This window comes from Paenibacillus sp. ALJ109b, assembly GCF_010747435.1.
GTDB classification, from domain to species: Bacteria; Bacillota; Bacilli; order Paenibacillales; family Paenibacillaceae; genus Paenibacillus; species Paenibacillus taichungensis.
Window position 1 is genome coordinate 276,389 of record NZ_JAAIFP010000008.1, and the last position, 23,537, is coordinate 299,925.

Sequence of the window (23,537 nt, forward strand, 5' to 3'; positions counted from 1 at the left end):
ACCCAAACCAGTAATGTTTTCGAAAATAAATGTCTTTAGGGGATAGAAGTTCCCTCTTATATCCACAAAGTTGTGGATAAAGTGGATAACTTGGTGGATAAATATGGTTTTTGTGCAAAAAAAGCTATTCTACCGCCGTATAATTAAGTTGATTAAGTTGCTTGCTATATTGCTTTCTTGTGGATAAAGTGGAGGGTAATCAACAGAAAAATAATTTCCATGATTCGAGTGAATTTGACAATTATGCAAACACCCTTGTCAAAACTCTACGGTTTATCATTAACAAAAAAAGCTGATTCCGTCAAGGAATCAGCTTTTAAGTATTGTTAAATGTTTCACGCCGCAGGACAGCAGGAAATGGACTGGAATGGTCCAGTTTTATTCCAAAGCTAATTCTTCCCACTCTTCATAAGCCTTGGCCAGTTGAAGCTTCTGATCCTCTGCTTTCCCCTGGAGTTCTTGCAGCTTCATGTAGTCCTGATAAATTTCAGGCAGGGCCATCTGAGCCTCAAGCTCCGTAATCTCCGTTTCCAGCTTCGCAATCTGTTGTTCCAGAGCTTCCTGCTTGCGCTGGCGGTTACGTTCTTCGCGTTTGGCCTGCTTGTCCGCTTCGAATGAGGCGGCTCCGGATTTTTCGATTGCGGATAAGGCTGGATCAGATTTAGCCGAGTTTTTGGAAGAGGCAAGGCGTGCTTCAGCCGCTTCGCGAGCGATATCTTCAAGCTCCTGTTTCTTCTCCACATAGTCATCATAATTGCCCAGGTAATGTTCTGTTCCACCTGGATGCAGTTCAACAATGCGCTCAGCCATTTTATTGAGGAAATACCGGTCATGCGAGATGAACAGCAACGTGCCTTCATAGTCCATCAGTGCTGCTTCAAGTACTTCTTTGGCGAACAGGTCGAGATGGTTCGTAGGCTCATCCAGAATGAGCATATTGGCTTCCTTGAGCATGAGCTTGGAGAGGGAGACACGTGCTTTTTCACCACCGCTGAGCGATGAGATTTTTTTGAGTACATCATCTCCACTGAACAGGAAGTTGCCTAGCACCGTACGAATCCGTGCTTCCTCCATGCCTGGATAGGCACTCCACAGCTCTTCCAGTACCGTATTGGAAGGATTAAGCCCCGTCTGCTCCTGATCGTAATAGCCAATCTGCACCTTGGTACCCCATTGGATCTCACCGCTTACAGGACGCAAACTTCCGGTGAGGCATTTCAGCAAGGTGGATTTACCTATACCGTTTGGACCGATCAAAGCAACCGTTTCCCCGCGTCTTAGATCAAAAGATACATTGCGGAACAACGGCGAAGCCTCATCGTAGGCAACGGAAAGCTGATCCACACGGAGCACTTCTTTACCGGACATGACAGCCGTTTCAAAAGAGAAATGAGCTTTCTTCAGATCTCCCATCGGTTTGTCGAGCCGTTCCATCTTATCAAGTGCTTTGCGGCGGCTCTGTGCCCGTTTGGTCGTTGAAGCACGCACGATATTCTTCTGAACAAAGTCCTCCATTTTGGAGATTTCATCCTGTTGTTTCTCGTATTGCTTCATCTGGCTTTCGTACTCGGCAGCTTTCAGTTCCATGTACCGACTGTAATTGCCCGTATATTTTTTGGAGCGGTGTCGTTCGATCTCCACGATGGTTGTTACAAGCCGGTCAAGGAAATACCGGTCATGGGATACAACCAGAAGGGCGCCGGAATAACCTCTGAGGTAATCTTCCAGCCACGTGAGGGTCGCGATGTCGAGATAGTTGGTAGGCTCGTCCAGCATGAGCAAGTCAGGGGCCTGAAGCAAAATGCGAGCAAGCGCAAGACGTGTCTTTTGCCCGCCACTCAGTGTGGCAATCTGGGTATCTGGTGAAAATTCACCGAAGCCCATCCCGTGAAGTACACTGCGAATACGGGTTTCCATCTCATAACCGCCATGATCCTTGAACCAATCCGAGCGTTTGGCATAACGTTCAAGCAGATCGGCATACTTTTTTTCATCTTCCATCTGCGCGGGGTCGGCAATATCCTGTTCCATCTGGCGCAAATCCGCTTCAGCCTGGGTCAGATGAGCGAATACGTTCATCATTTCTTCCCATATGGAGCGATCGGATTGCAGTCCGCTGTTCTGGGCGAGGTAACCAAGCGTTGTTTCCTTGGATTTGAAAATCTGTCCGCCATCATAGGACATTTCCCCAGCTACGATTTTGAGCAAAGTGGATTTTCCTGCGCCGTTAACACCAACGAGGCCAATGCGCTCGCGTTCCAATATTTGTAAGTTCACGCCGTCCAGGATTGGATCGACACCAAAACGTTTGATAATTCCGGATACTTGCAGCAGCATAAAATTAAGTTCCTCCATAGGTCCAGTTCTTGATATGACAACTATATCCCAGTTTACATGAAATACAGAGCAAATGCACCGATTAGGAGTGCCTGAGGCGTGTAGTCTTTTTGGTCAATCAATGATAAACTGAAAGAAGGCATGTTAATACATGAGGATTTTGCAGAAAATGAATCATTTTAACGATTCCAACACGATGACAACTGGTGCATAACATATAAATGGTTTTAATGGAGAGCTAGTTTACCTTCCCGATCAACAGGAGGTTATTCAAGGACATGCAGGATCATACGGAACAGAAAATCCGCCTTCGTTCCAAGCTGAGACAGAGCCGGGATCTGATGGATGAAAGCATGCGTCAGCAGGCGATGACTGAGATTAATGATGTGACGAAGCGGGAGCTGGCGCGCCTTAGACGGGACAAAAGGAAGCTGGGGAACAAGCGGCTTATGATTTTCAGCTATTTGTCTTATGGAAGCGAAGCATCTACGGCCTTTTTATTTGAAGAAGGCTGGAAGCATGGAGATCGGATGATCGCACCGAAAGTGCTGGCCAATCCGGCTCGCATGGAGTTGCGGCGTGTCATGGGTGAACAGGATATTCAGCCGGGAATATGGGGGATACCTGAACCCAAGGATTCCTGTGAAGTGCTGCAACCTCATCGCTGGCCGGATATCGATCTTGTCATCGTACCGGGGCTGGGATATGACCTTCAAGGAGGGCGCATTGGTTATGGCGGCGGTTATTATGATCGTTTTGCCGAGACACTTGCAGCGAAATGTGGGATGACGGACAAAAGACCACGGATGGCTGCATTGGTATTGCCAGGCCAGCTTCAAGATGAAATTCCGATGGACCCGCTGGATCTGCGACTTGATCTGTTGATAACAACCGAAGGTATATTACATATCGTATAAAGGGTTGTGATGTGATTGAATTCAGAAACGAATAACGACCAGGCTTCCGGCAGTAAACTGACTCATTTTAATGAACAGGGACGAGCTCGGATGGTTGATATTTCGGGTAAGGAAAGTACCGTGCGTACAGCTGTTGCGGTATCCAAAGTGACGATGAATCCGGCTACGCTTGAGGCGATTTGGGAGGGCCGCATCGGTAAAGGTGACGTTCTGGCTGTGGCCCAAATTGCGGGTATTCAGGGCGCGAAGAAGACGTCGGACTGGATTCCGATGTGCCATCCATTGGCATTGACGGGTGTGGATATTCGTTTTCATGATAACGGTGTCGATGAATTGCAGATTGAAGTTACGGTCAAAACCGAAGGAAAGACAGGTGTCGAGATGGAGGCGCTCACGGCGGCGTCGGCTGCGGCACTGACGATCTATGACATGTGTAAAGCCTTGCAAAAAGATATGATTATCGGTCCAACCATGCTTAATTCCAAGAGTGGTGGCAAAAACGGCGATTTCAGCCGATAAGGGACATTTATTTTCATAGAGGAGAAGGGTGATCTTTATGGTGTGGAGAACAGCAATCCTGACAGCCAGCGACAAAGGGGCCCGCGGGGAACGTGAGGATACGAGTGCCCAAGTGATCCGGGAACTTGTGGAAGAAGAACTGGGTGGGGAAATCGTGGAGTACCGCATCGTTCCGGATGAACCCGATGAGATTATTGCGGCTTTGATTGAAATGACAGATTATTTTCACGCTGATTTGGTATTGACCACTGGGGGAACGGAGCTTGCGATTCGTGATATTACTCCAGAAGCGACAAGGCGGGTTATTGAACGGGAAGTTCCAGGCATGGCTGAAGCCATGCGATATAGTGTCATGGGCAAGAATCGTTCTGCCATGCTGTTCCGGGGCGTATGCGGCATTCGCGGACGTACATTGATTGTCAACCTGCCAGGTACACCGAAGGGTGTGCATGAGCATTTGGCGGCGATTATGGATCAACTTCCGGAAGCGCTGCTGATGGTTACGGGTCAGTTCAAGCAATAAGAGTGAAACATATAGTAGCGGGTGTGAAATCAAGCAGGGAAAAATGATTGGATGTCGGGGTCTCTATTGTGAATAATGTGGGTTATGTAAGTGGTTACATCTATGGTATGATTGACATAATTCAAAATGAAGCAAAGACATCTATGAGCCTATGGCCAAGCGTGTGCATCTTTGAAGCTTGAAACGAGGAGGAATAATATCAATGTTAAGTTCCATTGGACCAACAGGTTTTATTTTGCTGGCCGTTATCGCGTTGCTTTTGTTTGGACCTAACAAGCTTCCGGAATTAGGGCGGGCAGTCGGACGCACTTTCCGTGAATTCAAAGAAGGCGCACGTGAGATTATTTCGGATGATGATTCATCCAGTCGCAAGGAACAGGAAAAGGCGAAGCCGCTGGCATCTGAGACTGCATCTGCAGACAAGCCTGAGGATAAACGCCTGCCGGAATAACTTTGACGGCAATGAAAGAGAAATCCCTTCCTGCCGGAAGGGTTTTGTATTTTAAGCTGGCAACAATGGGGGGCAGGCATGACGCAGCAGAAGGAAGATATGACGCTTACAGAACATTTGAGTGAGCTGCGCAAGCGGTTGATTTATGTGTTGAGCATTTTTATTTTGGGGCTGGTTGCAGGCTTTCTGGTGGCGGACCCGGTGTATCAATATCTGACGAAGGCAGAGACTGCTCAGGGGTTTGTGCTGCATGCATTCTCGTTCTGGGACGGGATTGGCATTTACATGAAGATTGCCGGACTGTTCTCGCTGGTCATTACGCTACCGTTTACGGTGTTTCAGCTCTGGAAGTTTGTCAGTCCAGGTCTGCGCCCGCGTGAGCGAAAAGCCACGTTGAAGTATGTACCTTATGTATTTCTGTTATTTCTAATCGGGTTAGCTTTCTCGTACTACGTTGTTTTCCCGATGGCACTTTCTTTTACTTCATCGATTACGGAAAAAATGGGGCTTGTCGAGACCTACGGAATGAAGCAGTATTTCAGTTTTTTGTTTGGCATTGTACTGCCGGTATCCCTGTTGTTCGAACTTCCGTTAATCATTATGTTCCTGACAGGACTGCGGATATTGAATCCGATCCGGCTTCGCAAAATGCGCAAAGTCGCTTATTTTGTCCTGATTTTCATTGCGGTTGTGGTCACACCACCTGATTTCATTTCCGATTTTCTTGTGATGATTCCCTTGTTACTGTTATATGAGATCAGTGTGTTTCTGTCTGGCTTTGTGTATCGCAAACAGCTTGCAGCTGATGCAGAGGCTGAATCCCGTTACATCCGTGCCGAGGATAAGCAGAGCGCAGTATAACAAGAGAGATTCCATAGGATTTTTGTACCTGTGATAATCTTGTATGGTGCCCGTCCCGGGGTAAGGGGGTCAGTTCTTACCCGGGATATGAAGGGCGACGAACTTTTACGGTTATATATTCTGATGGACGGGACAAGCAGGCATATTATGTTCAACAATGGATACAATGGAAAAGGGCTGCCTGAGAACGATGCAGGAGGACTTATGGATTCTGTGGAATAAGTTAATAAGGTATTATGGCATTTACGCAGGCCAATCGGGAGTTTTTTGGCTGGGTTGATGTAAATACAACGTAAAATCTCGCAGGAATTCATGAAAAGGACTTGAAATCATGCTTCAAGTTGAAGTATCATAAAGTTGGTTGTTAGCACTGAACACTGTCGAGTGCTAATACATATGGCTACAACCTACAATGTAACGTTATATAATTTCAAAAGGAGGCTATTTTTCATGATCAGACCTTTAGGTGAACGCGTATTGGTAGAACCACTGGAGCAAGAGCAAACAACTTCTTTCGGGATCGTACTGCCGGACTCCGCTAAAGAAAAACCGCAAGAGGGTAAAATTATTGCTGTTGGCGCTGGAGTATTGAAAGACGGAGTACGTGTAGCTCTGGAAGTGAAAGAAGGAGATCGCGTTATTTTCTCCAAATATGCCGGTACAGAAATCAAGTTCGAAGGTAAAGAATATTTGATTATGAAAGAAAGCGATATTCACGCGATTCTCGACTAATTCAAATTTAATCGGTTAACCGAACCATATAGCAACACCATTTTACACAATATACTAGGGAGGTTTTCTTACCATGGCTAAAGACATTAAATTCAGTGAAGACGCTCGTCGTTCCATGCTTCGTGGTGTGGACGCATTGGCTAATGCAGTTAAAGTAACACTCGGTCCTAAAGGCCGTAACGTGGTTCTGGAGAAAAAATTCGGAAGCCCGCTCATCACGAATGACGGTGTAACGATTGCTAAAGAAATCGAACTGGAAGATGCATTCGAGAACATGGGTGCACAACTGGTTAAAGAAGTAGCAACCAAAACAAATGATGTTGCCGGTGACGGTACAACAACTGCAACTGTATTGGCTCAAGCGCTGATCACAGAAGGTTTGAAAAACGTAACTGCAGGTGCTAGCCCAATCGGTATCCGTAAAGGGATCGACAAAGCGGTTAAAGCTGCTGTAGCTGAACTGCAATCCATCTCCAAACCAGTTGAAACCAAACAATCCATCGCACAAGTTGCAGCGATCTCTGCAGCTGACGAAGAAGTAGGCGAACTGATCGCTGAAGCTATGGAAAAAGTGGGTAAAGACGGCGTTATCACGGTTGAAGAATCCCGTGGATTCGCTACAGAGTTGGAAGTGGTTGAAGGTATGCAATTCGACCGCGGTTACATCTCTCCATACATGATCACGGATACGGACAAAATGGAAGCTGTTTTGGACAACCCGTACATCCTGATCACAGACAAAAAAATCTCCAACACGCAAGAAATCCTGCCATTGCTTGAAAAAATCGTTCAACAAGGCAAACCGCTTGTATTGATCGCTGAAGATATCGAAGGCGAAGCACTGGCGATGTTGGTTGTGAACAAATTGCGTGGTACTTTCAACGCTGTAGCTGTTAAAGCTCCTGGCTTTGGTGACCGTCGTAAAGCAATGCTGCAAGATATCGCTGCCCTCACTGGTGGCCAATTGATCACGGAAGAACTGGGTCTGGACCTGAAATCCGCTGTTGTGGAACAACTGGGTACAGCTCGTCAAATCCGAGTAACTAAAGAAAACACAATCATCGTTGACGGTGCTGGTAACAAATCCGATATCGATGCACGTGTAAGCCAAATCCGTACACAACTGGAAGAAACAACTTCCGAGTTCGACAAAGAGAAACTGCAAGAGCGTCTGGCTAAATTGTCCGGCGGCGTAGCAGTAATCAAAGTCGGTGCGGCTACTGAAACAGAATTGAAAGAACGCAAACTGCGCATCGAAGATGCCCTGAACGCAACTCGCGCTGCGGTTGAAGAAGGTATCGTATCCGGTGGTGGTACAGCGCTCATGAACGTATACAATGCGGTTGCAGGCGTAGCCCTGTCCGGTGACGAGCAAACGGGCGTAAACATCGTCCTGCGCGCTCTGGAAGCTCCAATTCGTACAATCGCAGCTAACGCTGGCGAAGAAGGTTCCGTAATCGTGGAACGTCTGAAAAAAGAACAAACTGGCGTAGGCTTCAACGCTGCGACTGGCGAGTGGGTTAACATGATCGAAGCGGGTATCGTTGACCCTGCGAAAGTAACACGTTATGCATTGCAAAACGCTGCTTCCGTAGCGGCAATGTTCCTGACTACTGAAGCGGTTATCGCTGACAAACCAGAACCTGCAGGCGCTGCTGGCGTTCCTGACATGGGCGGTATGGGTGGAATGGGCGGCATGATGTAATAAAAGGTTTAAAAACCTTTTAATGCCGATAGATGAAAGGCTCCCGAAAGGGAGCCTTTTTTCATTAATTAGATAGGGTGCTTTGAATTTATGTTTTAAATGAGGGAGGAAATCATTTGAGAAAGAGTACAAAGTGGACATTATGGATTCTGGGCTTGATGCTCGCTGTAATTTTCATCAACTTCTATATGAATCTATATAGCTTCGCTTATGCACTGATTACCGTACTTTTACTTGTATTTATGGGGTGGGGATTCTTAGCCAAGTTAAAAAACGACGTTCGTCAGCATGAAGATCATCATAGAAGAGAGCACCAGTCTGCGATCGATGACATCGATCGATACACGAGGTAGTAATCAATGAACCTGCCATACATAGCTTTGTTGTTAACGGACATGTTAACAACTTTTGTCCATCAATAGTTTAAAGGCTCCCACTTGGGAGCCTTTCTTTATTCAGATGCAGGAGTGGATATGAAGGAAAGGCTAACGAAGTTTGCAGAAGGGAGAAGGGATGTTGGGTCGTTCCTATCCGAACGACTGGTTTGCACATTTGCAACTTACTCAACAGTTGTTATTCCAAAAATAGAAACATCGTCTTGAATGCTGAAGCGATATTCAAATCCATTTCGAACAGTCGCTCCATCAAATTCATTCTGGCTTACATTGCGATCCAATATACCGATATCCTGAATCACGTTTTGCGCATCATTATATGTGTACTCATTATTGGTTGTCAGAATAAGTGTAGCGATAGCAGTCAAAAAGATTCCACCCGTTGGTTCGCTGATATCACCAGTCCCGTACAACCTGACTTCTTGTACTTTTTGATCTGAATTTAATTTACCAACCAATCTTAATTTATCATTAAATACATACTCGAAAGCGCCAGTTTCCTGCTCTGAAGAGTCTTTCATATTCAAGCGGGTAATACTCAAACCATTCAGTCGGTATTTGCCCACTGCGCCATTAAACTTGTTTTTGAATTCCTCTGTTGCAGCAGCGCCAGATTCGTGTTTCTCCGTCTGATCTGCCCCAGATGATTGCGGAGGATTTGAAGGTAAAGCCAACATGCCATGCATTCCGATCGAAGCAATTGCAAAACATGCAGCCGTTAGCAAAACATACCTTATCGGTATCCGGTTTTGTTTCCTCATGGATAAGACCATCAAAACAATAAATACGAAGAAAGCCATAAAGCCTAGGATGAATAGTATTGTAAACAGATACTGCAAATTCTCACCTCATAATGCATCGTTATTTCGCTCGTCATCTCAAAAAGCACTGTCGGCGTTTTAGCCAGCAGTGTTGTTTTTTTCTGATCATCGCTTGGATTTAATCCAGCAAGGAAAGTGTGACTCGAATCGAGTTATCTATAAATGAACGATTGGGACGGGATTTCATGAAAACGGTCAGTCCAATTAGCGATACGATAAGTGCTTGGGCGACAGCCTTGGCGTCCAGGGAAGGGTTAAGTTCACCTGATCGCATTCCCCGCTCAATATTTTCCTGAAAGATGACCGACAGGTACATCTGATGTTCCCGGGTGAGAATTTCAAATTTCTCATCATGGGGTGCAAGCTCAACCATCGTATTGATGCAAAAGCATCCACGACTGAGTCGCTCTGCGTTGTATTCTTCATCCACGATTTCTGCAAAAAAAGTACGAAAGGCCTCTTTTACCGATGCAATACCTGCCAGTCTGGTTCGCATCTCTGCGGCACGTGCCATCGTGTATTTCCGTAGCGACGTCTCAAACAGTTCTCTTTTATCTCCAAAAGTGGAGTATATACTGGGCCTTTGAATGCCCATCCTCGAAGTCAGATCGCTTAGTGAAGTGGCCTCATATCCTTTTTCCCAAAAGAGCTGCATCGCTGCATCCAGTACTTTCTCTTCGTCAAATTCGCGAGTTCTCGCCATAATAAATGCTCCTTGTTACTTATATTTTCTAAAGTATAGATATTTTGTATTAGATCATGTAGATCTTGTTTTACTAATTATATTTCTTACTCATCAGTATGATATATACTATATAAATCTCAATTATTTGTCAAACGAACGTCTTTTTGATGATGTATTTAAGAAATATGATATAGATTTGATGCAAATAAAATGATTGACATTAAGCGAAACAGTAAGATATATTAACTACCTAAATAACATACCGATCGGTAATTTATTTTGTCAGTAATAGTCCAATTTTGAATAAAGGAGAAATGAGTTATGGAAATAGGAATTACATCGTTTGTGGAGACGACACCCGATCTTCAGACAGGTGAGGTCATAAGTCACGCGCAGCGATTGCGTGAAGTGGTGGAAGAAATCGTATTAGCCGATCAGGTGGGGCTGGATGTATTTGGTGTAGGAGAACATCATCGTAAAGATTATGCTGCTTCTTCCCCTGCGATGGTGTTGTCCGCAGCTGCATCCCTGACTAAGCGTATTCGGCTCACTAGTGCAGTAACAGTACTTTCGTCTGCTGATCCTGTACGTGTGTTTCAGGATTTTGCCACGCTGGATGGCATTTCGAATGGACGTGCGGAGATTATGGCAGGGCGGGGCTCCTTTACCGAATCATTCCCTTTGTTTGGATATGAGCTAGGTGAGTATGATGAGCTGTTCGACGAACATCTGGAACTGCTGCTCAACCTGCAAAAGTCCGAGATAGTTAACTGGCGAGGCGGGCACAGACCTGCAATACATAATCTGGGCGTATATCCACGGCCTGTGCAGAGCCCTTTGCCCATATGGATTGGCAGCGGGGGTAATCAGGAATCGGTGGTTCGTGCAGGATTGCTGGGACTTCCGTTGACGTTGGCTATTATTGGCGGCAGCCCGGAACGTAATTTTGGCCCCCTTGTACAGTTGTACAAGCAGGCAGCGGCACATGCCGGACATGACGCTTCAAAGCTTACTGTAGGGTCGCATTCGCTCGGATTCGTGGCTGAAGATACAGAGCTGGCGGCTGATCTGTTCTTTCCTTCTACTCAGGCGGGCATGAACAAAATCGGCAAGGAACGGGGATGGGGACATTACAGTCGTGCCAGCTTTGATGCTGCACGTAGTCACGATGGTGCTCTGTATGTAGGTGATCCGGAGACGGTTGCCCGGAAGATTGTTTATCTACGAAAGAATGTGGGCATTACACGTTTCATGATGTACGTTCCCATCGCAACCATGCCACATGATCAGGTGATGAGAGCCATCGAGTTGCTCGGAACAGAGGTGGCACCTCGAGTACGGGCAGAGTTGGCTAAGTGGGAAGCTGAGCATGAACAAAATGCATAGAGAACATACACTGAAGGAGGAATTGTATATGAGTTTTGTAGATCGGGTGGTACCTGAATTAAGAGATACATTAGCCCAATTTCCGGGCTTTAATTTGAAGGGGGGACTGAAGGTTAGCCGGGCGATGCTCATGAATTCACCGATTGAGAAGTCGGAAGACGTACGCACCACAAAGAGAATTATTGCAGGGGCAGCAGGAGACATGCAGGTCAAAATATATGAACCGGCTGAGCGTACTGGAGATAAGTTGCCAGCGATGTTGTGGATTCATGGAGGAGGATATGTGCTGGGACATCCGGATATGGATGATGCGTTATGTGAGCGCTTTGTACAAGCGGCACATTGCGTAGTCGTATCGGTTGATTACCGCCTGGCCCCTGAGCATCCTTATCCCGCTGGTCTTGATGACTGCTATGCAGGTCTTGTATGGATGACGGACGAAACTGAGTCACTCGGCATTGATCTCACCAGGGTCGCAATTGCTGGAGCAAGTGGAGGGGGAGGACTGACTGCAGCGCTTGCACAAATGGTCCGTGATAAAGGTGGACCGAGTCTAATCTTCCAAATGCCTTTGTACCCGATGCTTGACGATCGCAATATTTCGGCTTCGAGCCATGAAATTACGGATCAAAATGCTACATGGAATCGGACAAATAACTTTGAGGCATGGAGTATGTACCTTGGAGGAGAGATGGAGGGATTGGGAGAAAACGAAGGACACAACATGCCTTCCTACGCTGTCCCGGCAAGAACTGAAAATCTGGCAGAGTTACCTCCAATGTATACGTGTGTTGGCCAGCTCGATCTATTTCGAGACGAGACAATCGAATATGTGACACGCCTTGCGGCAGCTGGAGTGGATGTCGAAATGCACCTGTATCCTGGTGCTTATCATTGCTTCGAAGTGTTTGTGCCTGATGCGGAAGTTAGCCAGCGGGCTAGTCAGGATTATATTCGTGCCATGGCTAGAGCGCTTAATCCTTCATGGGAGAAATAAATGTCTCCGGCGTTGTTCATAAAAATTGATGTTCTTTTCATCTTCATTTCAGATTCCGTTAAGGTAGCTGGGGTAAGATAAGTCTTGTAAACCCCTTCTCGTGTTAAATAGATGTGTGACTAGCCCCGTCGGATCGTCCGGCGGGGCACTTTTTTTCTTCATTTTTATCCGTTAATGGTATGATAGATAAATATATACATGCTAGTAACGGAGGGATGGTTCGTGGACCCCAGCCTGCATCCGCTGTTCAGACCCATTCAGATGAATGGGACGGATAGGAAAACGTATTATATTGAGCAAATACCCTCTGTTTCCCTGATGGCTCATGTAGCCTGTTATTGGGAATCGGGCTCTATTCCGCATGAGGGAGAGCGAGATCAGGACACGATCTCAGTGCCCGCTCGGGTATTGCCAGATGGCTGCACGGACATGCTGATTACATACGACTCGGTCCGTTCGGTTCATTCCTATGCGTATTGTGGCAATTATTCGCATCCGTTCGCTCTGCCCGAGTCATCCGATGTCATTCCTTCCGCAGATTACACATTTGGCGTACGTTTTTTTCCGGGTGGAGCATACGTCTTTCACGGTTTGCCATTGGAAGGATTTACGGACATGCGAATTCCGCTTGAGGAATGTTGGCCGCTCAGATTGAATGAGCTTCAGGAGCGGATAGCTGGAACGAAAACCTTTGAAGAACGGGTGCAGGTAATGAATGCCTATCTGATTCCATTATCCGTGCAAACCAGTACATATGAGAATAATCTGATGAAAAATGCATTGCATCGCATCTTTATCGATGGGGGACGTATGAGCGTCAGTGAGCTGGCCATGCGTGAAGTTGTTAGCGAACGCCAGCTGAATCGGAAGTTTGCAGAATGGATCGGAATCAGTCCGAAGCGATTCAGTGAGGTGGTTCGTTTTCACCGCGTCCTGGGCAGTATTCATCAGGGGCATACGGCGGATGGGGCAGCGCTGGCCCTGAATCATGGTTTTTTTGACCAAGCCCACTTGATTCGTCAATTCCGCAAGTTTTATGGAGAAACTCCGCTGACCGCTGCCAAAGAACATCAACAAAGGTTGTCCGATTTGTACAATAACTCGGTTGTCTCTTCCGATATACTTAGATCGTGAGAATAATAGTAAAGGAGATATCATATATGAATGGAACATTGCAAATTCGGGATCATCTGCTCAATGAATTGGAGACAGGAGTACGTACGGGGGCGAGTCTGATCCGCCTGATCCGTCCAGAGGATTGGGCGTACCGCCCGCAGGACAATATGCGTTCACTGGTGGAACTGGTCCATCATTTTATTCAAATCACGGCATCGGACCTTGCCATTATGCAGGAGAAGAGCGAAGTCGAGGTTGGTGTGGTAGAGAATAGCCTGTCAGGGATCGAGGATATTGAAAAACTGGAGGCAACACTTTGGGGCAATTTGGAAGCCTACAAAGCTTATATTGTATCACTGAGCGAAGAAGATCTGTTGAACCGCTCAACCAAAGCTTTCTATATGGAGCATGGTCATTTGCAGGCTCAATGGCAGATTGAAACGCTAACGCATGTATTCCATCACCGTTCACAGTTGTATAATTACCTCAAACAGCAGGGGCATGAGCTGAACTTTTTCATGCTGTATGCTTAATAATCTCACAATATGAGTTTCATGTAAGTGGCTCCGCTGGATGATCTGGCGGGGCTTTTTGATTACTTTAGTCTAGCATCTCTATCAAAATGGACGTTATCACACGGTCATTTTACCGTTACATTAATAGATTTCAAGCATAGAATACCGTATCAAAGCAAAAGGAGGTGATTTCGATGGCCATCCTTTTACCGCAACAATTTTACAATTTGGCTGCAAGCGTGGGCAAATCGTACTACGAAAACCTGGCTGGAGGAACCAATGCCAGCATTACGGTTAACAACTTTGGTCCTTTCCCGGTAGACCTGGTTGTGACTCGTGTTAACGCTCCAGTGATCACGTATTTGATCCCTGCTGGCAACAGCCTTACGTTGTCTGTTGATTTGCTGCTCGTAGCTGCTTTGTTGACTACTCCCGCAGGTGCTTCAACAGGTACAATTCAAATCGCAACAGCTGATTTCTAATGAATGTAGCATGCTTTGTGAACCTCTGTCGGACAGGTTGTCGGCAGAGGTTTTTTTCTTTTTTATGGATGTATCTGGGGTGGAAGTGATATTATACTAGGGTCTTTATAAATTTAAGTAGTTGTTATAAGAATGATTGATATTCTTATATCAAAACGAAAGGGAGATTATAATTTTGAAAAAGATGTTGTTGTACGTTTTGGGATTTACCTTGTGTTTATCATTGTTCATGTCTCCTCAAAATTCAGATGCAGCCTCTTCAATGAGCGCTTTGGAGCTTGGAAATGGAGTAACTTATTATGGTGAAACCAAGAATGGCAAGCCTCATGGCTATGGAACGATGACCTGGGGAAAGAGCAAGACTTATAAGGGAAACTGGGTATCAGGTAAACGTTCAGGACAAGGTACTTATAAAGTAGTTACACGTGGAGAGGACAGCATTACTGAGCTTAAATATGATGGGTTCTGGAAGAATGATAAAAAAGAAGGGAAGGGTGAGTTGCTTATTAGGGAAACTTCGCTGACAGGTGAAATGCAGGAAGCAAGAATTCAAACCGGAACATTTTCGAAAGAACAGTGGATTACAGGGTATGAGGTTCGACATATTACTGTGGCAGACCCTCCTTATTCTTTTGTTTACAAGGATTCAAATATGAGTCTTAAAATTCTGGGGGATGCCGGGAATATTTTAGATGGATTGAAGGTCGGTTATTTCTTTTCATTTACATATCAAAATGGAAAAGTATACAAAGATGTCGGTGTTGGAGATGAATTCAGTCAGAAGCAATTTAGTTCTTTTATCAAAAGTGTAGAAAAAGAGATTAAGCCTCATATTAATCAGTTTGAGAAACTGGCTCAGAAATTATAGCTATTATTCTTAGAAATATAACGGGTACAATCAAATTTTTGTTTACAAAGGTAGCTATTCGAGTAATTTATTGTAGAAGTAGTAGTAGACTAATGTTGTGAAACAGGAGGTTATTGGACGATGAAAAGACCAACGTTTCTTGAAACTGAGCGGCTTGTTTTCTCGAACTGGAATGAAGAAGATCGTGCTCTGGCTTCCGCTCTATGGGGAGATCATGAGGTATCAAAGTGGATTAGCAGCAAAGGATTTCTGAGCGAGGATGAAGTGGAAGCGAGATTGACTCAGGAAATAAAAAGGCAAGAAGAGGTGGGAGTGCAATACTGGCCACTCTTTGAGAAAGATTCGGAAGTGTTTGTTGGTTGCTGCGGCTTGCGCCCATATTCTCCGGAAGAAGAGATATATGAATTGGGATTTCATCTTACCCGGGATTATTGGGGCAAGGGCTACGCCATGGAGGCGGCACGAGCGGTGATTGACTATGCATTTGGAGAACTGAAGGCTAAAGCGTTGTTTGCTGGGCATCATCCGGATAATGAAGTGTCACGTCACATGCTGTCCAAGCTGGGCTTTGAGTATGTACGGGATGAGCGGTATGAACCGACAGGGCTGATGCACCCGTCCTATTTGCTGAAAAAGGATTAAATATGTTCCACATTCAGGGCAGCACAACGAAACGTCTTTAAATATATAGCTTAAATGGATGGATAGTAGCGATGACCTCCATTTTTTGCTAAAGGGGTTTTCATCGTTTTTTTATTTCATTTTCAGCTTCTATTAAGGTAGCAGAGGTAAGATAATTCTTGTAAACCCCTTCTCGTGTTAGATAGATGTGTGACTGACCTCGCCGGACGCCGGTGAGGTATTTTTTTGCTTATTTTTATAAATATACAAAAAACAAACATAAACAAAAATAAATAAAGCACATAACGCTGCGTATTATTGACTAATAAAAGTAAACAAAGGTATAATGAATGTGAAAAAAGGAACTTACTTTGTACGTGACGGACATTCTATTTTTTAACATGAGGAGAGAATGAAGATGAACGTGACCCTTACCAATGAAACAACGCAGGCGGCGGGCTTCCATATCCCATTTGTTCGTGAGATGGCGGAGATTACTCAACATATGTGGAAGAATGGATGGGATGAACGCAATGGTGGAAATGTCAGCTATTTGCTGGAGGAAGAGGAAGTCGCCAAATATATCGATATCAACCATGTGATCCGCAAGATCAAACCAGCATTTTCGATGCATGAGCTGGCAGGCAAGTATGTTATTGTGACTGCTTCGGGCAAATATTTCAAAAATGTATTGGCTGATCCAGAGAGCAATCTGGGGTTGTTGCGTGTATCGAATGATGGACAGGAGCTGGAAGTTCTGTGGGGGCTAAAGTCGGGAGCGAACCCAACGAGTGAATTGCCTACGCATTTTATGAGTCATATCGAACGTCTGAAAGTCGACCCGAAACACCGTGTTGTGATGCACAACCATGCGACCAACGTTTTGGCGATGACATTTATCCATGAGTTGGATGAAATGAAGTTTACAAAGACCTTGTGGCAGATGTGTACGGAATGCGTTGTCGTATTTCCTGACGGCGTTGGTATTATTCCGTGGATGGTGCCTGGGTCGAATGAAATTGGACGGGAAACGGCTGAGAAAATGAAGGAATACCACGCGGTCATTTGGCCGCAGCACGGGATTTTTGGAACGGGTACAACGATTGATGAAGCTTTTGGCCTTATAGAGACCATTGAGAAGGCGGCCCAGGTGTATATGTTGGTTGCTGGTCATGAGATCCAACAGAGAATTACGGATCAGCAGCTAGCTACATTGGCCCAGGCTTTTGGTGTCACTCCACGTCCTGGTATATTGGGTATGGTAGTTTGACGGATCGTAATCGTATAAAAGAAAGAGCTCCAACACAGCCTAATATGAATGGTCTTTGGTTTATTAAACCGAAGGCCATTTCCTTTTTTTCGGCAAACAAACGCCGTTTTGGTTCAAAAAAGTTCAAAAAGTGGATAAAGCGCGGCTTTGTTATCGATTATTGAATCGTAGAATGCATTATCACACGCTGGCGAAATTCGGGTGAAATGACGTATTGTCAATGGCTCGGCGATTTTGCATAATAACAATGCTTCACAGATGAAAGACGGAAGGAAGTTATGATCATGCTTGGCAAAATGAAGAGAATCTTAATAGGCAGGCCTATGAAATCGGCTGAATTGGATGCAGAAAAATTGGGGAAATGGAAGGCACTCGCCATCCTGTCCTCCGATGCACTATCGTCCGTTGCCTACGGTACGGAGCAAATCTTACTGGTGCTCGTTGCGGCTGGGTTTGCCGCCTTGTGGTACTCTGTTCCAATTTCCATCGCCGTGTTGGGATTACTCGTCATTTTAATTTTTTCCTACCGCCAGACGATTTTTGCTTATCCAACAGGAGGCGGCGCGTACATCGTGGCCAAGGATAATCTCGGTACGGCTCCGAGCTTGATTGCCGGAGGGTCTTTGCTGGTTGATTATATTCTGACTGTTGCGGTAAGTTCGTCCGCAGGGACCGATGCGATTACATCTGCCTTTCCAATGCTTCATGATTACAGCATAGTCATTGCACTGATCATGATTGTATTTCTGACTATTATGAATTTGCGGGGGGTGACGGAATCTGCTTCCGTATTGGCGATCCCCATATATCTGTTTATCTTTTCGATTGCGATTCTGATTATCTCCGGGGGGATCAAATTTCTCGCTGGTGGCATGGAAGCTGCCGCCCCTGAATTTGGAACGAGTATGTCCCATGTGAGTCTGTTTCTGCTGCTGAAGGCATTCAGCTCGGGGTGTTCAGCTTTGACTGGGGTTGAGGCGGTGAGTAACGCCATCCCGAACTTCAAGCAGCCTGCCGAGAAAAATGCAGCGGGAACACTGATGCTTATGGGATGTATTCTGGGAGCCATGTTTATTGGGATCACGTTACTTGCTTATGGTTACGGGGTAAAGCCTGATCCGAAAGCCACAGTCATTTCCCAGATTGCCGAAGCCACGTTTGGCAGGGGCACGATGTATTTTATTATTCAGGGTGTGACGGCACTGATTTTGTTCCTAGCAGCGAATACGGCGTATTCTGCATTCCCGCTGCTGTCATTCATGATGGCAAAGGATAAATATATGCCGCATATGTTTATGGTTAGAGGAGACCGCCTTGGCTTCTCGAACGGTATTATTTTTCTCAGTGTGATGTCTGCCATACTGGTTGTCGGATTCAAAGGAAATACGGAAAGCTTGATTCCGCTCTACGCGGTGGGCGTGTTCATTCCATTCACCCTGTCGCAGCTGGGCATGATGATTCGCTGGATCAAAGTCAAACCAACCGGCTGGGGTGTGAAGCTGCTCGTCAATACGATTGGTATGCTGACCACACTGTCGATTACATTGATTTTTATATTCACCAAGTTCACGCAAACATGGGTTATCTTTATTTTCCTGCCACTCGTCGTCTATGTGTTCATGCGCATTCACCGTCATTACTGCAACATCGCGGATGAATTGCGGATTGATATCAAGCTGGAGAAACCGGTGAGAAAGGGTAATACGATCGTCATTCCGGTGGCTGGCATTACGAGGGTGGTGATGAATACAATCTCTTACGCTCAAACGATGTCAGATCACGTGGTGGCCTTGTATATCGGGTTCGATGATGAAGCTATCCGCAAGATGGAGCAGAAGTGGGAAGAGTGGAACCCTGGCGTTCGCCTGGTTGTCATTAAATCGAGATACCGCAGTATTATGGGACCGCTCAAAAAGTTCATTGATACCGTGGAATGGAAGACGGCCGAGACGGATCATATCACGATACTAATTCCGCAGTTCATCACCAAGCATTGGTGGCAAAATGTACTGCACAACCAGACCAGCTTCATGATTCGCGCTTATCTGATCAATTACAAAGACGTGATTGTTACCACTGTGCCGTACCATCTCAATCGTTAGTAGGATTCTTCTACAATTGGAAATGGTATGAGAAGAGTATGTAACGTGCTTACGTGAAAACCATTTTCTTATAAAATTTCAACTGAACATTTTGCGTTAACGTTAAATATCCAGTTTTCTGTTAAATTTATTAAGATGATATCGAATCGCTGTTCACCCTCCCTTAACACACAAAACCGCACGAACATTCCCGAATCAAGGGAGTTCTTGCGGTTTTTTTGCTGTTTGCTGATCTTGTTTTGAAGTCTATTTAACATCTCTTGTTTGGTAAAGTCGCTTGTCCACGATTAACGCTGCGTTGATTCAGAACAGATGCTGCTGTGACAGTTGGCTTTTACACTAGTTAATGTGGGTGGTGAAGTTCACACACCGAATGCGTAGATCAAGGGGGAAGAAAATCCGATGAGTGAGCTTGACAACCGGATCGGCTTGCCTGCTGCCAGACGGCGCTTATCCAATACGAGTCAGCGCCGGACAGCTTCGCTGCGTGTACAGCGGATGCGGGAGAATATGCTGGCCTATGGTTTCCTGGCACCATCGCTGCTTTTATTTGCAGTGTTTCTGTTTTATCCGATGTTTAAGTCGGTGTACCTGAGTCTGCATTCCACTGACCCTACCGGACAGATTGCAGCTTATGTGGGACTGGACAATTTCAAGGCGGTATTCCAGTCCGGACTGTTCCTGCAAGGCATGAAAGTGACGTTGCTATTTGTCCTGTTTACCGTGCCAACCGGCATGCTGGCAGCTCTGATTCTAGCGGCATTAACACACAACCGTTTTAAGGGAATGCGTATATTCCAGTTTGTATTCTCTCTGCCCGTGGTACTGTCTGTCGGTTCATCGGCGGTCATCTGGAAGTTTTTGTTCCACCCGACCTTGGGTATGCTGAATTATTTATTAGGAAAAGTTGGAATCGATCCAATTCCCTGGCTGACCAGCCCGGATTGGGCCTTAATATCGATCTCCATTATGACGATTTGGATGAATCTCGGATTCAATTACATTATTCTATCCAGCGGATTACAGGGTATCCCGGATGAAATTTACGAGAGCGCGAAGATTGATGGCGCAGGTCCTTTGCTTACTTTTCGCAAAATCTCGATGCCGCTGTTATCGCCAACCCTGTTTTTTGTCACAGTAGTATCGATCATTGGTGCGTTCCAATCATTTGGTCAAATCAATATTCTAACCCGGGGTGGCCCGATGGACAGTACCAATGTATTCGTATATTCCATCTATCAGGAAGCTTTTGTTAATTTCCGCTTTGGGACGGGTAGTGCGCAGGCGCTTATCCTGTTCGCGGTCATTATGCTGCTGACCCTGATTCAGTTCAAATGGGTGGAAAGGAAAGTGCATTACCAATGAGGACACCATGGACCAAAACATTGCTGTATGTGTTGCTTACAATCTGTGCGGCACTCGTACTGTATCCGGTGCTGTACACCTTTTTCATGGCGGTCATGACACCGGAGGATGCCAGTGCATATCCGCCTCATATCATCCCGCAATCCATAGATCTGTCCAATTTCACGGAAGTATTCGATATCGTTCCGATTGGTTCGTTTATCGGCAATACATTTCTGGTGGCAGGACTGACGATGCTTGGTCAGCTTGTTACAGCGAGTATGGCAGCCTATGCATTCGCGAAAATGGAGTTTAAGGGCAAGAACGTCATCTTTAGCATGTTTGTGGCGACGATGATGATTCCTTGGGAAGTTACCATGATCCCGAACTATCTGACGGTGCGCAGCTGGGGCTGGCTCGATACGTATCAGGGGCTGACCATTCCGTTCCTGGCAACAGCGTTCGGTACATTCCTGTTGAGACAATTCTTCATGCAGCTGCCTAAGGAACTGTTTGAAGCGGCGAAGATTGATGGCTGTGGGCACATCCGGTATTTTGTGTCCCATGTCCTGCCATTGTCCCGCCCAGCACTTGGAACATTGGCAATCTATTCGTTCCTGAGCATGTACAACTCCTATCTGTGGCCGCTGCTCGTTACGAATACGCCAGAGATGAGGACAGTACAGATTGGGATCTCGATGCTGGAGTTCCAGGAATCCACAGCATGGAATCTGGTGTTTGCCGGCACAGCGCTTGTTATTCTACCGTCGCTGCTCCTTCTGGTTTTTGGTTTGAAACAGCTTGTTAGCGGTATGGCCGCAGGCGCCCTGAAGGGGTAAGGTACTAAGGTTTGTTTTAAGGATTTGGAAGGTTGGCGTTTGGATACCCAGGAGCGAATAAACAAGGCCTCACTCTTGAAATAAGTTCTTTAAAGGCTGCAAAAGCAGTGAAGGGGACGAAATCGATTCTGTAGAAGCGTTAGCGTTCGCCTTTGTCTCCGGAATTTAAACAATTAAAAACTAATTCAAAAAATATGGAGACAACAGCGATCGAAAGAACGATTCGTAACCGGAACGGCCACCTTGCAGAACGTAAGCACTTATTGTGACGTGAGCCCCAAAAAAAAGGAGAGCGATTATGATCGGGTTTCGTTTGAAAAAAAGAGGAACATTTGCATTGATGTTGGCTGCACTTATGCTGGTATTGGCCGCTTGTGGCGGAAAAACCGAAACGACAAGCACAACGGGCGGAGCGCAGGCAGATGCTGCAGCTGCTGAACCGGTACAACTGACATGGTGGCATTCGATGTCGGGTGCAGGGGAGAAAGCCATTAATCAACTCGCTTCCGATTTCAACGCAAGTCACCCGGACATTCAGGTGAAGGCGATTTATCAAGGGAAATATGATGAGAGCCTGAACAAACTCAAAGCTTCCATGGGATCGGACAGTGGTCCGGACATAATCCAGGTGTACGAGATCGGCAGCAAGTTCATGATCGATTCGGGCATGATTACGCCGGTACAGCAATTTATCGATAAAGACAAGTTCGACCTGTCTCAACTGGAGCCGAATATCATCCGTTATTACACCATCGATGGCAAATTGAACGCGATGCCGTTCAATACATCGAACCCAATTCTGTATTACAACAAAGATATGTTCAAAGCAGCTGGTTTGGACCCGGAGAACCCGCCTAAGACCTACGAAGAGTTTGAGCAAGCAGCCAAAGCATTGGCGAAAGACGGCAAACCAGGTGCATCCATGGCCATCTATGGCTGGTTTATGGAACAGTTCTTTGCGAACCAGAATGCAGATTATGTAAACAATGGTAACGGAAGAACCGGTTCAGCGACCGAATCCATGCTGAACTCCGAAGCTGGTGTGAAGACTTTGACATGGTGGAAAAAGATGATGGACGAGAAAACCGTCTCCAATCTGGGACTTAGCACGGATGATACGACCGCTGCGTTTACCGCACAGCAAATCGGTATGACGCTGGATTCCACCGCTGGATTGCGCAAAATTGTAGAGGGCGCTGGCGGCAAGTTTGAGCTGGGAACAGGCTTCCTGCCACGTCCAGCAGATGCCAAAGAAGGCGGCGTTGTTGTTGGTGGCGCAAGCTTGTATATCATGAATAACAAATCCGAAGCTCAACAGCAAGCCGCTTGGGAGTTTATCAAGTACCTGGCTACACCTGAGGTACAAGCCAACTGGAGTGTTGCGACAGGATACTTCCCTATTACGACAGCAGCCTACGATGAGCAAGTATTAAAGGATAATATGGCGAAGTACCCGCAATTCCAGACAGCAGTCGACCAATTGCACGCTTCCGCTGATTCGACAGCAACATCCGGGGCCGTAATGGGTGTATTCCCCGAAGCCCGTCAAATTGTCGAAGGAGCGATCGAGACCGTTCTGAATGGACAAGGTACACCGCAAGACGTATTGGATGCAGCAGCGAAGCAAATTACAGACAAGATTGCACAGTATAACAGCACGGTGAAGAAGTAACTTATTTCTTGAAATAGGACAAACTTGAGGCTGGATATAGCAAAGTTGAAATGTATGGCTTAACTTAGGATGTCATAACGAGTGAGACGTATGCGATGGTCACCCCTGACTGTCGCATCGTTTTGCTGTGAAAAGATCTTGAACAAAATCGCTTTAAGGCGAATTGGCTATGGGGATATCCATCAATATATGTCGAATACAGAGATTCGTATCTCTATTATGTCAGTTTAGTTACTCAATATAGGCTGTTGTACACAGAAGTCCACTCTAAAGGCAATAAATATGACATATAAAAGCTGTATAATATTGCTTTTTTACTTAGTTCTATTTTTTATTATCATTTTTGTGATGTGTATGTTCTATTTTATATCATTTCAAA

The 23,537-nt window shown here is 45.8% G+C and carries 23 protein-coding genes; 20 read left to right on the forward strand and 3 right to left on the reverse strand.

Going from position 1 to position 23,537, the window contains the following annotated elements; genetic code table 11:
* Positions 1-378: 378 nt before the first annotated feature.
* Positions 379-2,337, reverse strand: a complete 1,959-nt coding sequence (locus G3352_RS10930; protein ID WP_163756803.1) for an ABC-F family ATP-binding cassette domain-containing protein — start codon at positions 2,335-2,337, stop codon at positions 379-381.
* A 278-nt stretch (positions 2,338-2,615) separates the two neighbouring features.
* Between G3352_RS10930 and G3352_RS10935 the strand changes: the two genes are divergently transcribed.
* The 8 genes from G3352_RS10935 to G3352_RS10970 all read left to right on the forward strand — a co-directional run bounded on the left by G3352_RS10935 (position 2,616) and on the right by G3352_RS10970 (position 8,398).
* Complete coding sequence (locus G3352_RS10935) at positions 2,616-3,254, forward strand: 5-formyltetrahydrofolate cyclo-ligase (protein WP_163756398.1); 639 nt, start codon at positions 2,616-2,618, stop codon at positions 3,252-3,254.
* 15 nt (positions 3,255-3,269) lie between these two features.
* Positions 3,270-3,773, forward strand: a complete 504-nt coding sequence (gene moaC, locus G3352_RS10940) for a cyclic pyranopterin monophosphate synthase MoaC (protein WP_163756400.1) — start codon at positions 3,270-3,272, stop codon at positions 3,771-3,773.
* A gap of 37 nt (positions 3,774-3,810) precedes the next feature.
* Entirely contained in the window at positions 3,811-4,296 is a 486-nt protein-coding gene (locus G3352_RS10945) for a MogA/MoaB family molybdenum cofactor biosynthesis protein (RefSeq protein ID WP_024630749.1), read from the forward strand.
* 202 nt (positions 4,297-4,498) lie between these two features.
* Positions 4,499-4,747, forward strand: a complete 249-nt coding sequence (gene tatA / locus G3352_RS10950) for a twin-arginine translocase TatA/TatE family subunit (RefSeq protein WP_163756402.1) — start codon at positions 4,499-4,501, stop codon at positions 4,745-4,747.
* Positions 4,748-4,825: 78 nt separating this feature from the next.
* Complete coding sequence (gene tatC / locus G3352_RS10955; RefSeq protein ID WP_163756404.1) at positions 4,826-5,608, forward strand: twin-arginine translocase subunit TatC; 783 nt, start codon at positions 4,826-4,828, stop codon at positions 5,606-5,608.
* A 450-nt stretch (positions 5,609-6,058) separates the two neighbouring features.
* Positions 6,059-6,340, forward strand: a complete 282-nt coding sequence (gene groES, locus G3352_RS10960; RefSeq protein ID WP_024630746.1) for a co-chaperone GroES — start codon at positions 6,059-6,061, stop codon at positions 6,338-6,340.
* A gap of 73 nt (positions 6,341-6,413) precedes the next feature.
* Entirely contained in the window at positions 6,414-8,045 is a 1,632-nt protein-coding gene (gene groL, locus G3352_RS10965; protein ID WP_063564477.1) for a chaperonin GroEL, read from the forward strand.
* A 116-nt stretch (positions 8,046-8,161) separates the two neighbouring features.
* The gene (locus tag G3352_RS10970) at positions 8,162-8,398 is read left to right on the forward strand and encodes a hypothetical protein (protein ID WP_163756406.1); all 237 of its coding nucleotides are present in this window, start codon (positions 8,162-8,164) and stop codon (positions 8,396-8,398) included.
* A gap of 206 nt (positions 8,399-8,604) precedes the next feature.
* Here G3352_RS10970 and G3352_RS10975 read toward each other — a convergent pair whose 3' ends face one another.
* Both G3352_RS10975 and G3352_RS10980 read right to left on the reverse strand, forming a co-directional pair.
* Positions 8,605-9,279 carry a hypothetical protein gene (locus G3352_RS10975; RefSeq protein WP_163756408.1) on the reverse strand — a complete coding sequence of 225 codons (675 nt, stop codon included), beginning with the start codon at positions 9,277-9,279 and terminating at the stop codon, positions 8,605-8,607.
* Between the two features lie 100 nt (positions 9,280-9,379).
* Positions 9,380-9,964, reverse strand: a complete 585-nt coding sequence (locus G3352_RS10980; protein ID WP_163756410.1) for a TetR/AcrR family transcriptional regulator — start codon at positions 9,962-9,964, stop codon at positions 9,380-9,382.
* A gap of 303 nt (positions 9,965-10,267) precedes the next feature.
* Here G3352_RS10980 and G3352_RS10985 point away from each other — a divergent pair, with 303 nt between their 5' ends.
* The 12 genes from G3352_RS10985 (at position 10,268) to G3352_RS11040 (ending at position 23,158) form a co-directional block, all read left to right on the forward strand.
* Positions 10,268-11,332 carry an LLM class flavin-dependent oxidoreductase gene (locus tag G3352_RS10985; RefSeq protein ID WP_163756412.1) on the forward strand — a complete coding sequence of 355 codons (1,065 nt, stop codon included), beginning with the start codon at positions 10,268-10,270 and terminating at the stop codon, positions 11,330-11,332.
* A gap of 28 nt (positions 11,333-11,360) precedes the next feature.
* A complete protein-coding gene (locus tag G3352_RS10990; RefSeq protein WP_163756415.1) occupies positions 11,361-12,329 on the forward strand; it encodes an alpha/beta hydrolase in 969 nt (322 codons plus the stop codon).
* A gap of 222 nt (positions 12,330-12,551) precedes the next feature.
* Positions 12,552-13,463 (forward strand): helix-turn-helix domain-containing protein, encoded by a 912-nt coding sequence (locus G3352_RS10995; protein ID WP_076291537.1) that lies wholly within the window; start codon positions 12,552-12,554, stop codon positions 13,461-13,463.
* 26 nt (positions 13,464-13,489) lie between these two features.
* Entirely contained in the window at positions 13,490-13,978 is a 489-nt protein-coding gene (locus G3352_RS11000) for a DinB family protein (protein WP_163756417.1), read from the forward strand.
* A gap of 176 nt (positions 13,979-14,154) precedes the next feature.
* Complete coding sequence (locus G3352_RS11005; protein WP_076291539.1) at positions 14,155-14,442, forward strand: hypothetical protein; 288 nt, start codon at positions 14,155-14,157, stop codon at positions 14,440-14,442.
* Between the two features lie 184 nt (positions 14,443-14,626).
* Positions 14,627-15,310, forward strand: coding sequence for an MORN repeat-containing protein (locus G3352_RS11010; protein ID WP_240343040.1), 684 nt, complete (start codon positions 14,627-14,629; stop codon positions 15,308-15,310).
* Between the two features lie 120 nt (positions 15,311-15,430).
* Positions 15,431-15,952: a GNAT family N-acetyltransferase gene (locus G3352_RS11015; protein ID WP_163756421.1), complete on the forward strand. Its 522-nt coding sequence runs from the start codon at positions 15,431-15,433 to the stop codon at positions 15,950-15,952.
* Positions 15,953-16,349: 397 nt separating this feature from the next.
* Positions 16,350-17,201, forward strand: a complete 852-nt coding sequence (gene rhaD, locus G3352_RS11020) for a rhamnulose-1-phosphate aldolase (protein ID WP_163756423.1) — start codon at positions 16,350-16,352, stop codon at positions 17,199-17,201.
* Positions 17,202-17,485: 284 nt separating this feature from the next.
* The gene (locus tag G3352_RS11025; RefSeq protein ID WP_163756425.1) at positions 17,486-19,303 is read left to right on the forward strand and encodes an APC family permease; all 1,818 of its coding nucleotides are present in this window, start codon (positions 17,486-17,488) and stop codon (positions 19,301-19,303) included.
* Positions 19,304-19,705: 402 nt separating this feature from the next.
* Positions 19,706-20,668 (forward strand): carbohydrate ABC transporter permease, encoded by a 963-nt coding sequence (locus G3352_RS11030; protein WP_099855878.1) that lies wholly within the window; start codon positions 19,706-19,708, stop codon positions 20,666-20,668.
* Entirely contained in the window at positions 20,665-21,486 is an 822-nt protein-coding gene (locus G3352_RS11035; protein ID WP_163756427.1) for a carbohydrate ABC transporter permease, read from the forward strand. The genes G3352_RS11030 and G3352_RS11035 overlap by 4 nt, the downstream gene beginning before the upstream one ends.
* 298 nt (positions 21,487-21,784) lie before the next feature.
* Positions 21,785-23,158, forward strand: coding sequence for an ABC transporter substrate-binding protein (locus G3352_RS11040; RefSeq protein WP_163756429.1), 1,374 nt, complete (start codon positions 21,785-21,787; stop codon positions 23,156-23,158).
* Positions 23,159-23,537: the final 379 nt, after the last annotated feature.

What these genes read in the sequence shown, in the direction of transcription:
- groES (WP_024630746.1), top strand. Translation starts at nt 6,059, where the DNA reads ATGATCAGACCTTTAGGTGAACGCGTATTGGTAGAACCACTGGAGCAA.
- G3352_RS11010 (WP_240343040.1), top strand. Translation starts at nt 14,627, where the DNA reads ATGTTGTTGTACGTTTTGGGATTTACCTTGTGTTTATCATTGTTCATG.
- G3352_RS11030 (WP_099855878.1), top strand. Translation starts at nt 19,706, where the DNA reads ATGAGTGAGCTTGACAACCGGATCGGCTTGCCTGCTGCCAGACGGCGC.
- G3352_RS11015 (WP_163756421.1), top strand. Translation starts at nt 15,431, where the DNA reads ATGAAAAGACCAACGTTTCTTGAAACTGAGCGGCTTGTTTTCTCGAAC.
- G3352_RS11000 (WP_163756417.1), top strand. Translation starts at nt 13,490, where the DNA reads ATGAATGGAACATTGCAAATTCGGGATCATCTGCTCAATGAATTGGAG.
- G3352_RS11040 (WP_163756429.1), top strand. Translation starts at nt 21,785, where the DNA reads ATGATCGGGTTTCGTTTGAAAAAAAGAGGAACATTTGCATTGATGTTG.
- tatA (WP_163756402.1), top strand. Translation starts at nt 4,499, where the DNA reads ATGTTAAGTTCCATTGGACCAACAGGTTTTATTTTGCTGGCCGTTATC.
- G3352_RS11005 (WP_076291539.1), top strand. Translation starts at nt 14,155, where the DNA reads ATGGCCATCCTTTTACCGCAACAATTTTACAATTTGGCTGCAAGCGTG.
- G3352_RS10985 (WP_163756412.1), top strand. Translation starts at nt 10,268, where the DNA reads ATGGAAATAGGAATTACATCGTTTGTGGAGACGACACCCGATCTTCAG.
- tatC (WP_163756404.1), top strand. Translation starts at nt 4,826, where the DNA reads ATGACGCAGCAGAAGGAAGATATGACGCTTACAGAACATTTGAGTGAG.
- G3352_RS10990 (WP_163756415.1), top strand. Translation starts at nt 11,361, where the DNA reads ATGAGTTTTGTAGATCGGGTGGTACCTGAATTAAGAGATACATTAGCC.
- G3352_RS10930 (WP_163756803.1), bottom strand. Translation starts at nt 2,337, where the DNA reads ATGCTGCTGCAAGTATCCGGAATTATCAAACGTTTTGGTGTCGATCCA.
- G3352_RS11025 (WP_163756425.1), top strand. Translation starts at nt 17,486, where the DNA reads ATGCTTGGCAAAATGAAGAGAATCTTAATAGGCAGGCCTATGAAATCG.
- G3352_RS10935 (WP_163756398.1), top strand. Translation starts at nt 2,616, where the DNA reads ATGCAGGATCATACGGAACAGAAAATCCGCCTTCGTTCCAAGCTGAGA.
- G3352_RS11035 (WP_163756427.1), top strand. Translation starts at nt 20,665, where the DNA reads ATGAGGACACCATGGACCAAAACATTGCTGTATGTGTTGCTTACAATC.
- groL (WP_063564477.1), top strand. Translation starts at nt 6,414, where the DNA reads ATGGCTAAAGACATTAAATTCAGTGAAGACGCTCGTCGTTCCATGCTT.
- rhaD (WP_163756423.1), top strand. Translation starts at nt 16,350, where the DNA reads ATGAACGTGACCCTTACCAATGAAACAACGCAGGCGGCGGGCTTCCAT.
- G3352_RS10980 (WP_163756410.1), bottom strand. Translation starts at nt 9,964, where the DNA reads ATGGCGAGAACTCGCGAATTTGACGAAGAGAAAGTACTGGATGCAGCG.
- G3352_RS10945 (WP_024630749.1), top strand. Translation starts at nt 3,811, where the DNA reads ATGGTGTGGAGAACAGCAATCCTGACAGCCAGCGACAAAGGGGCCCGC.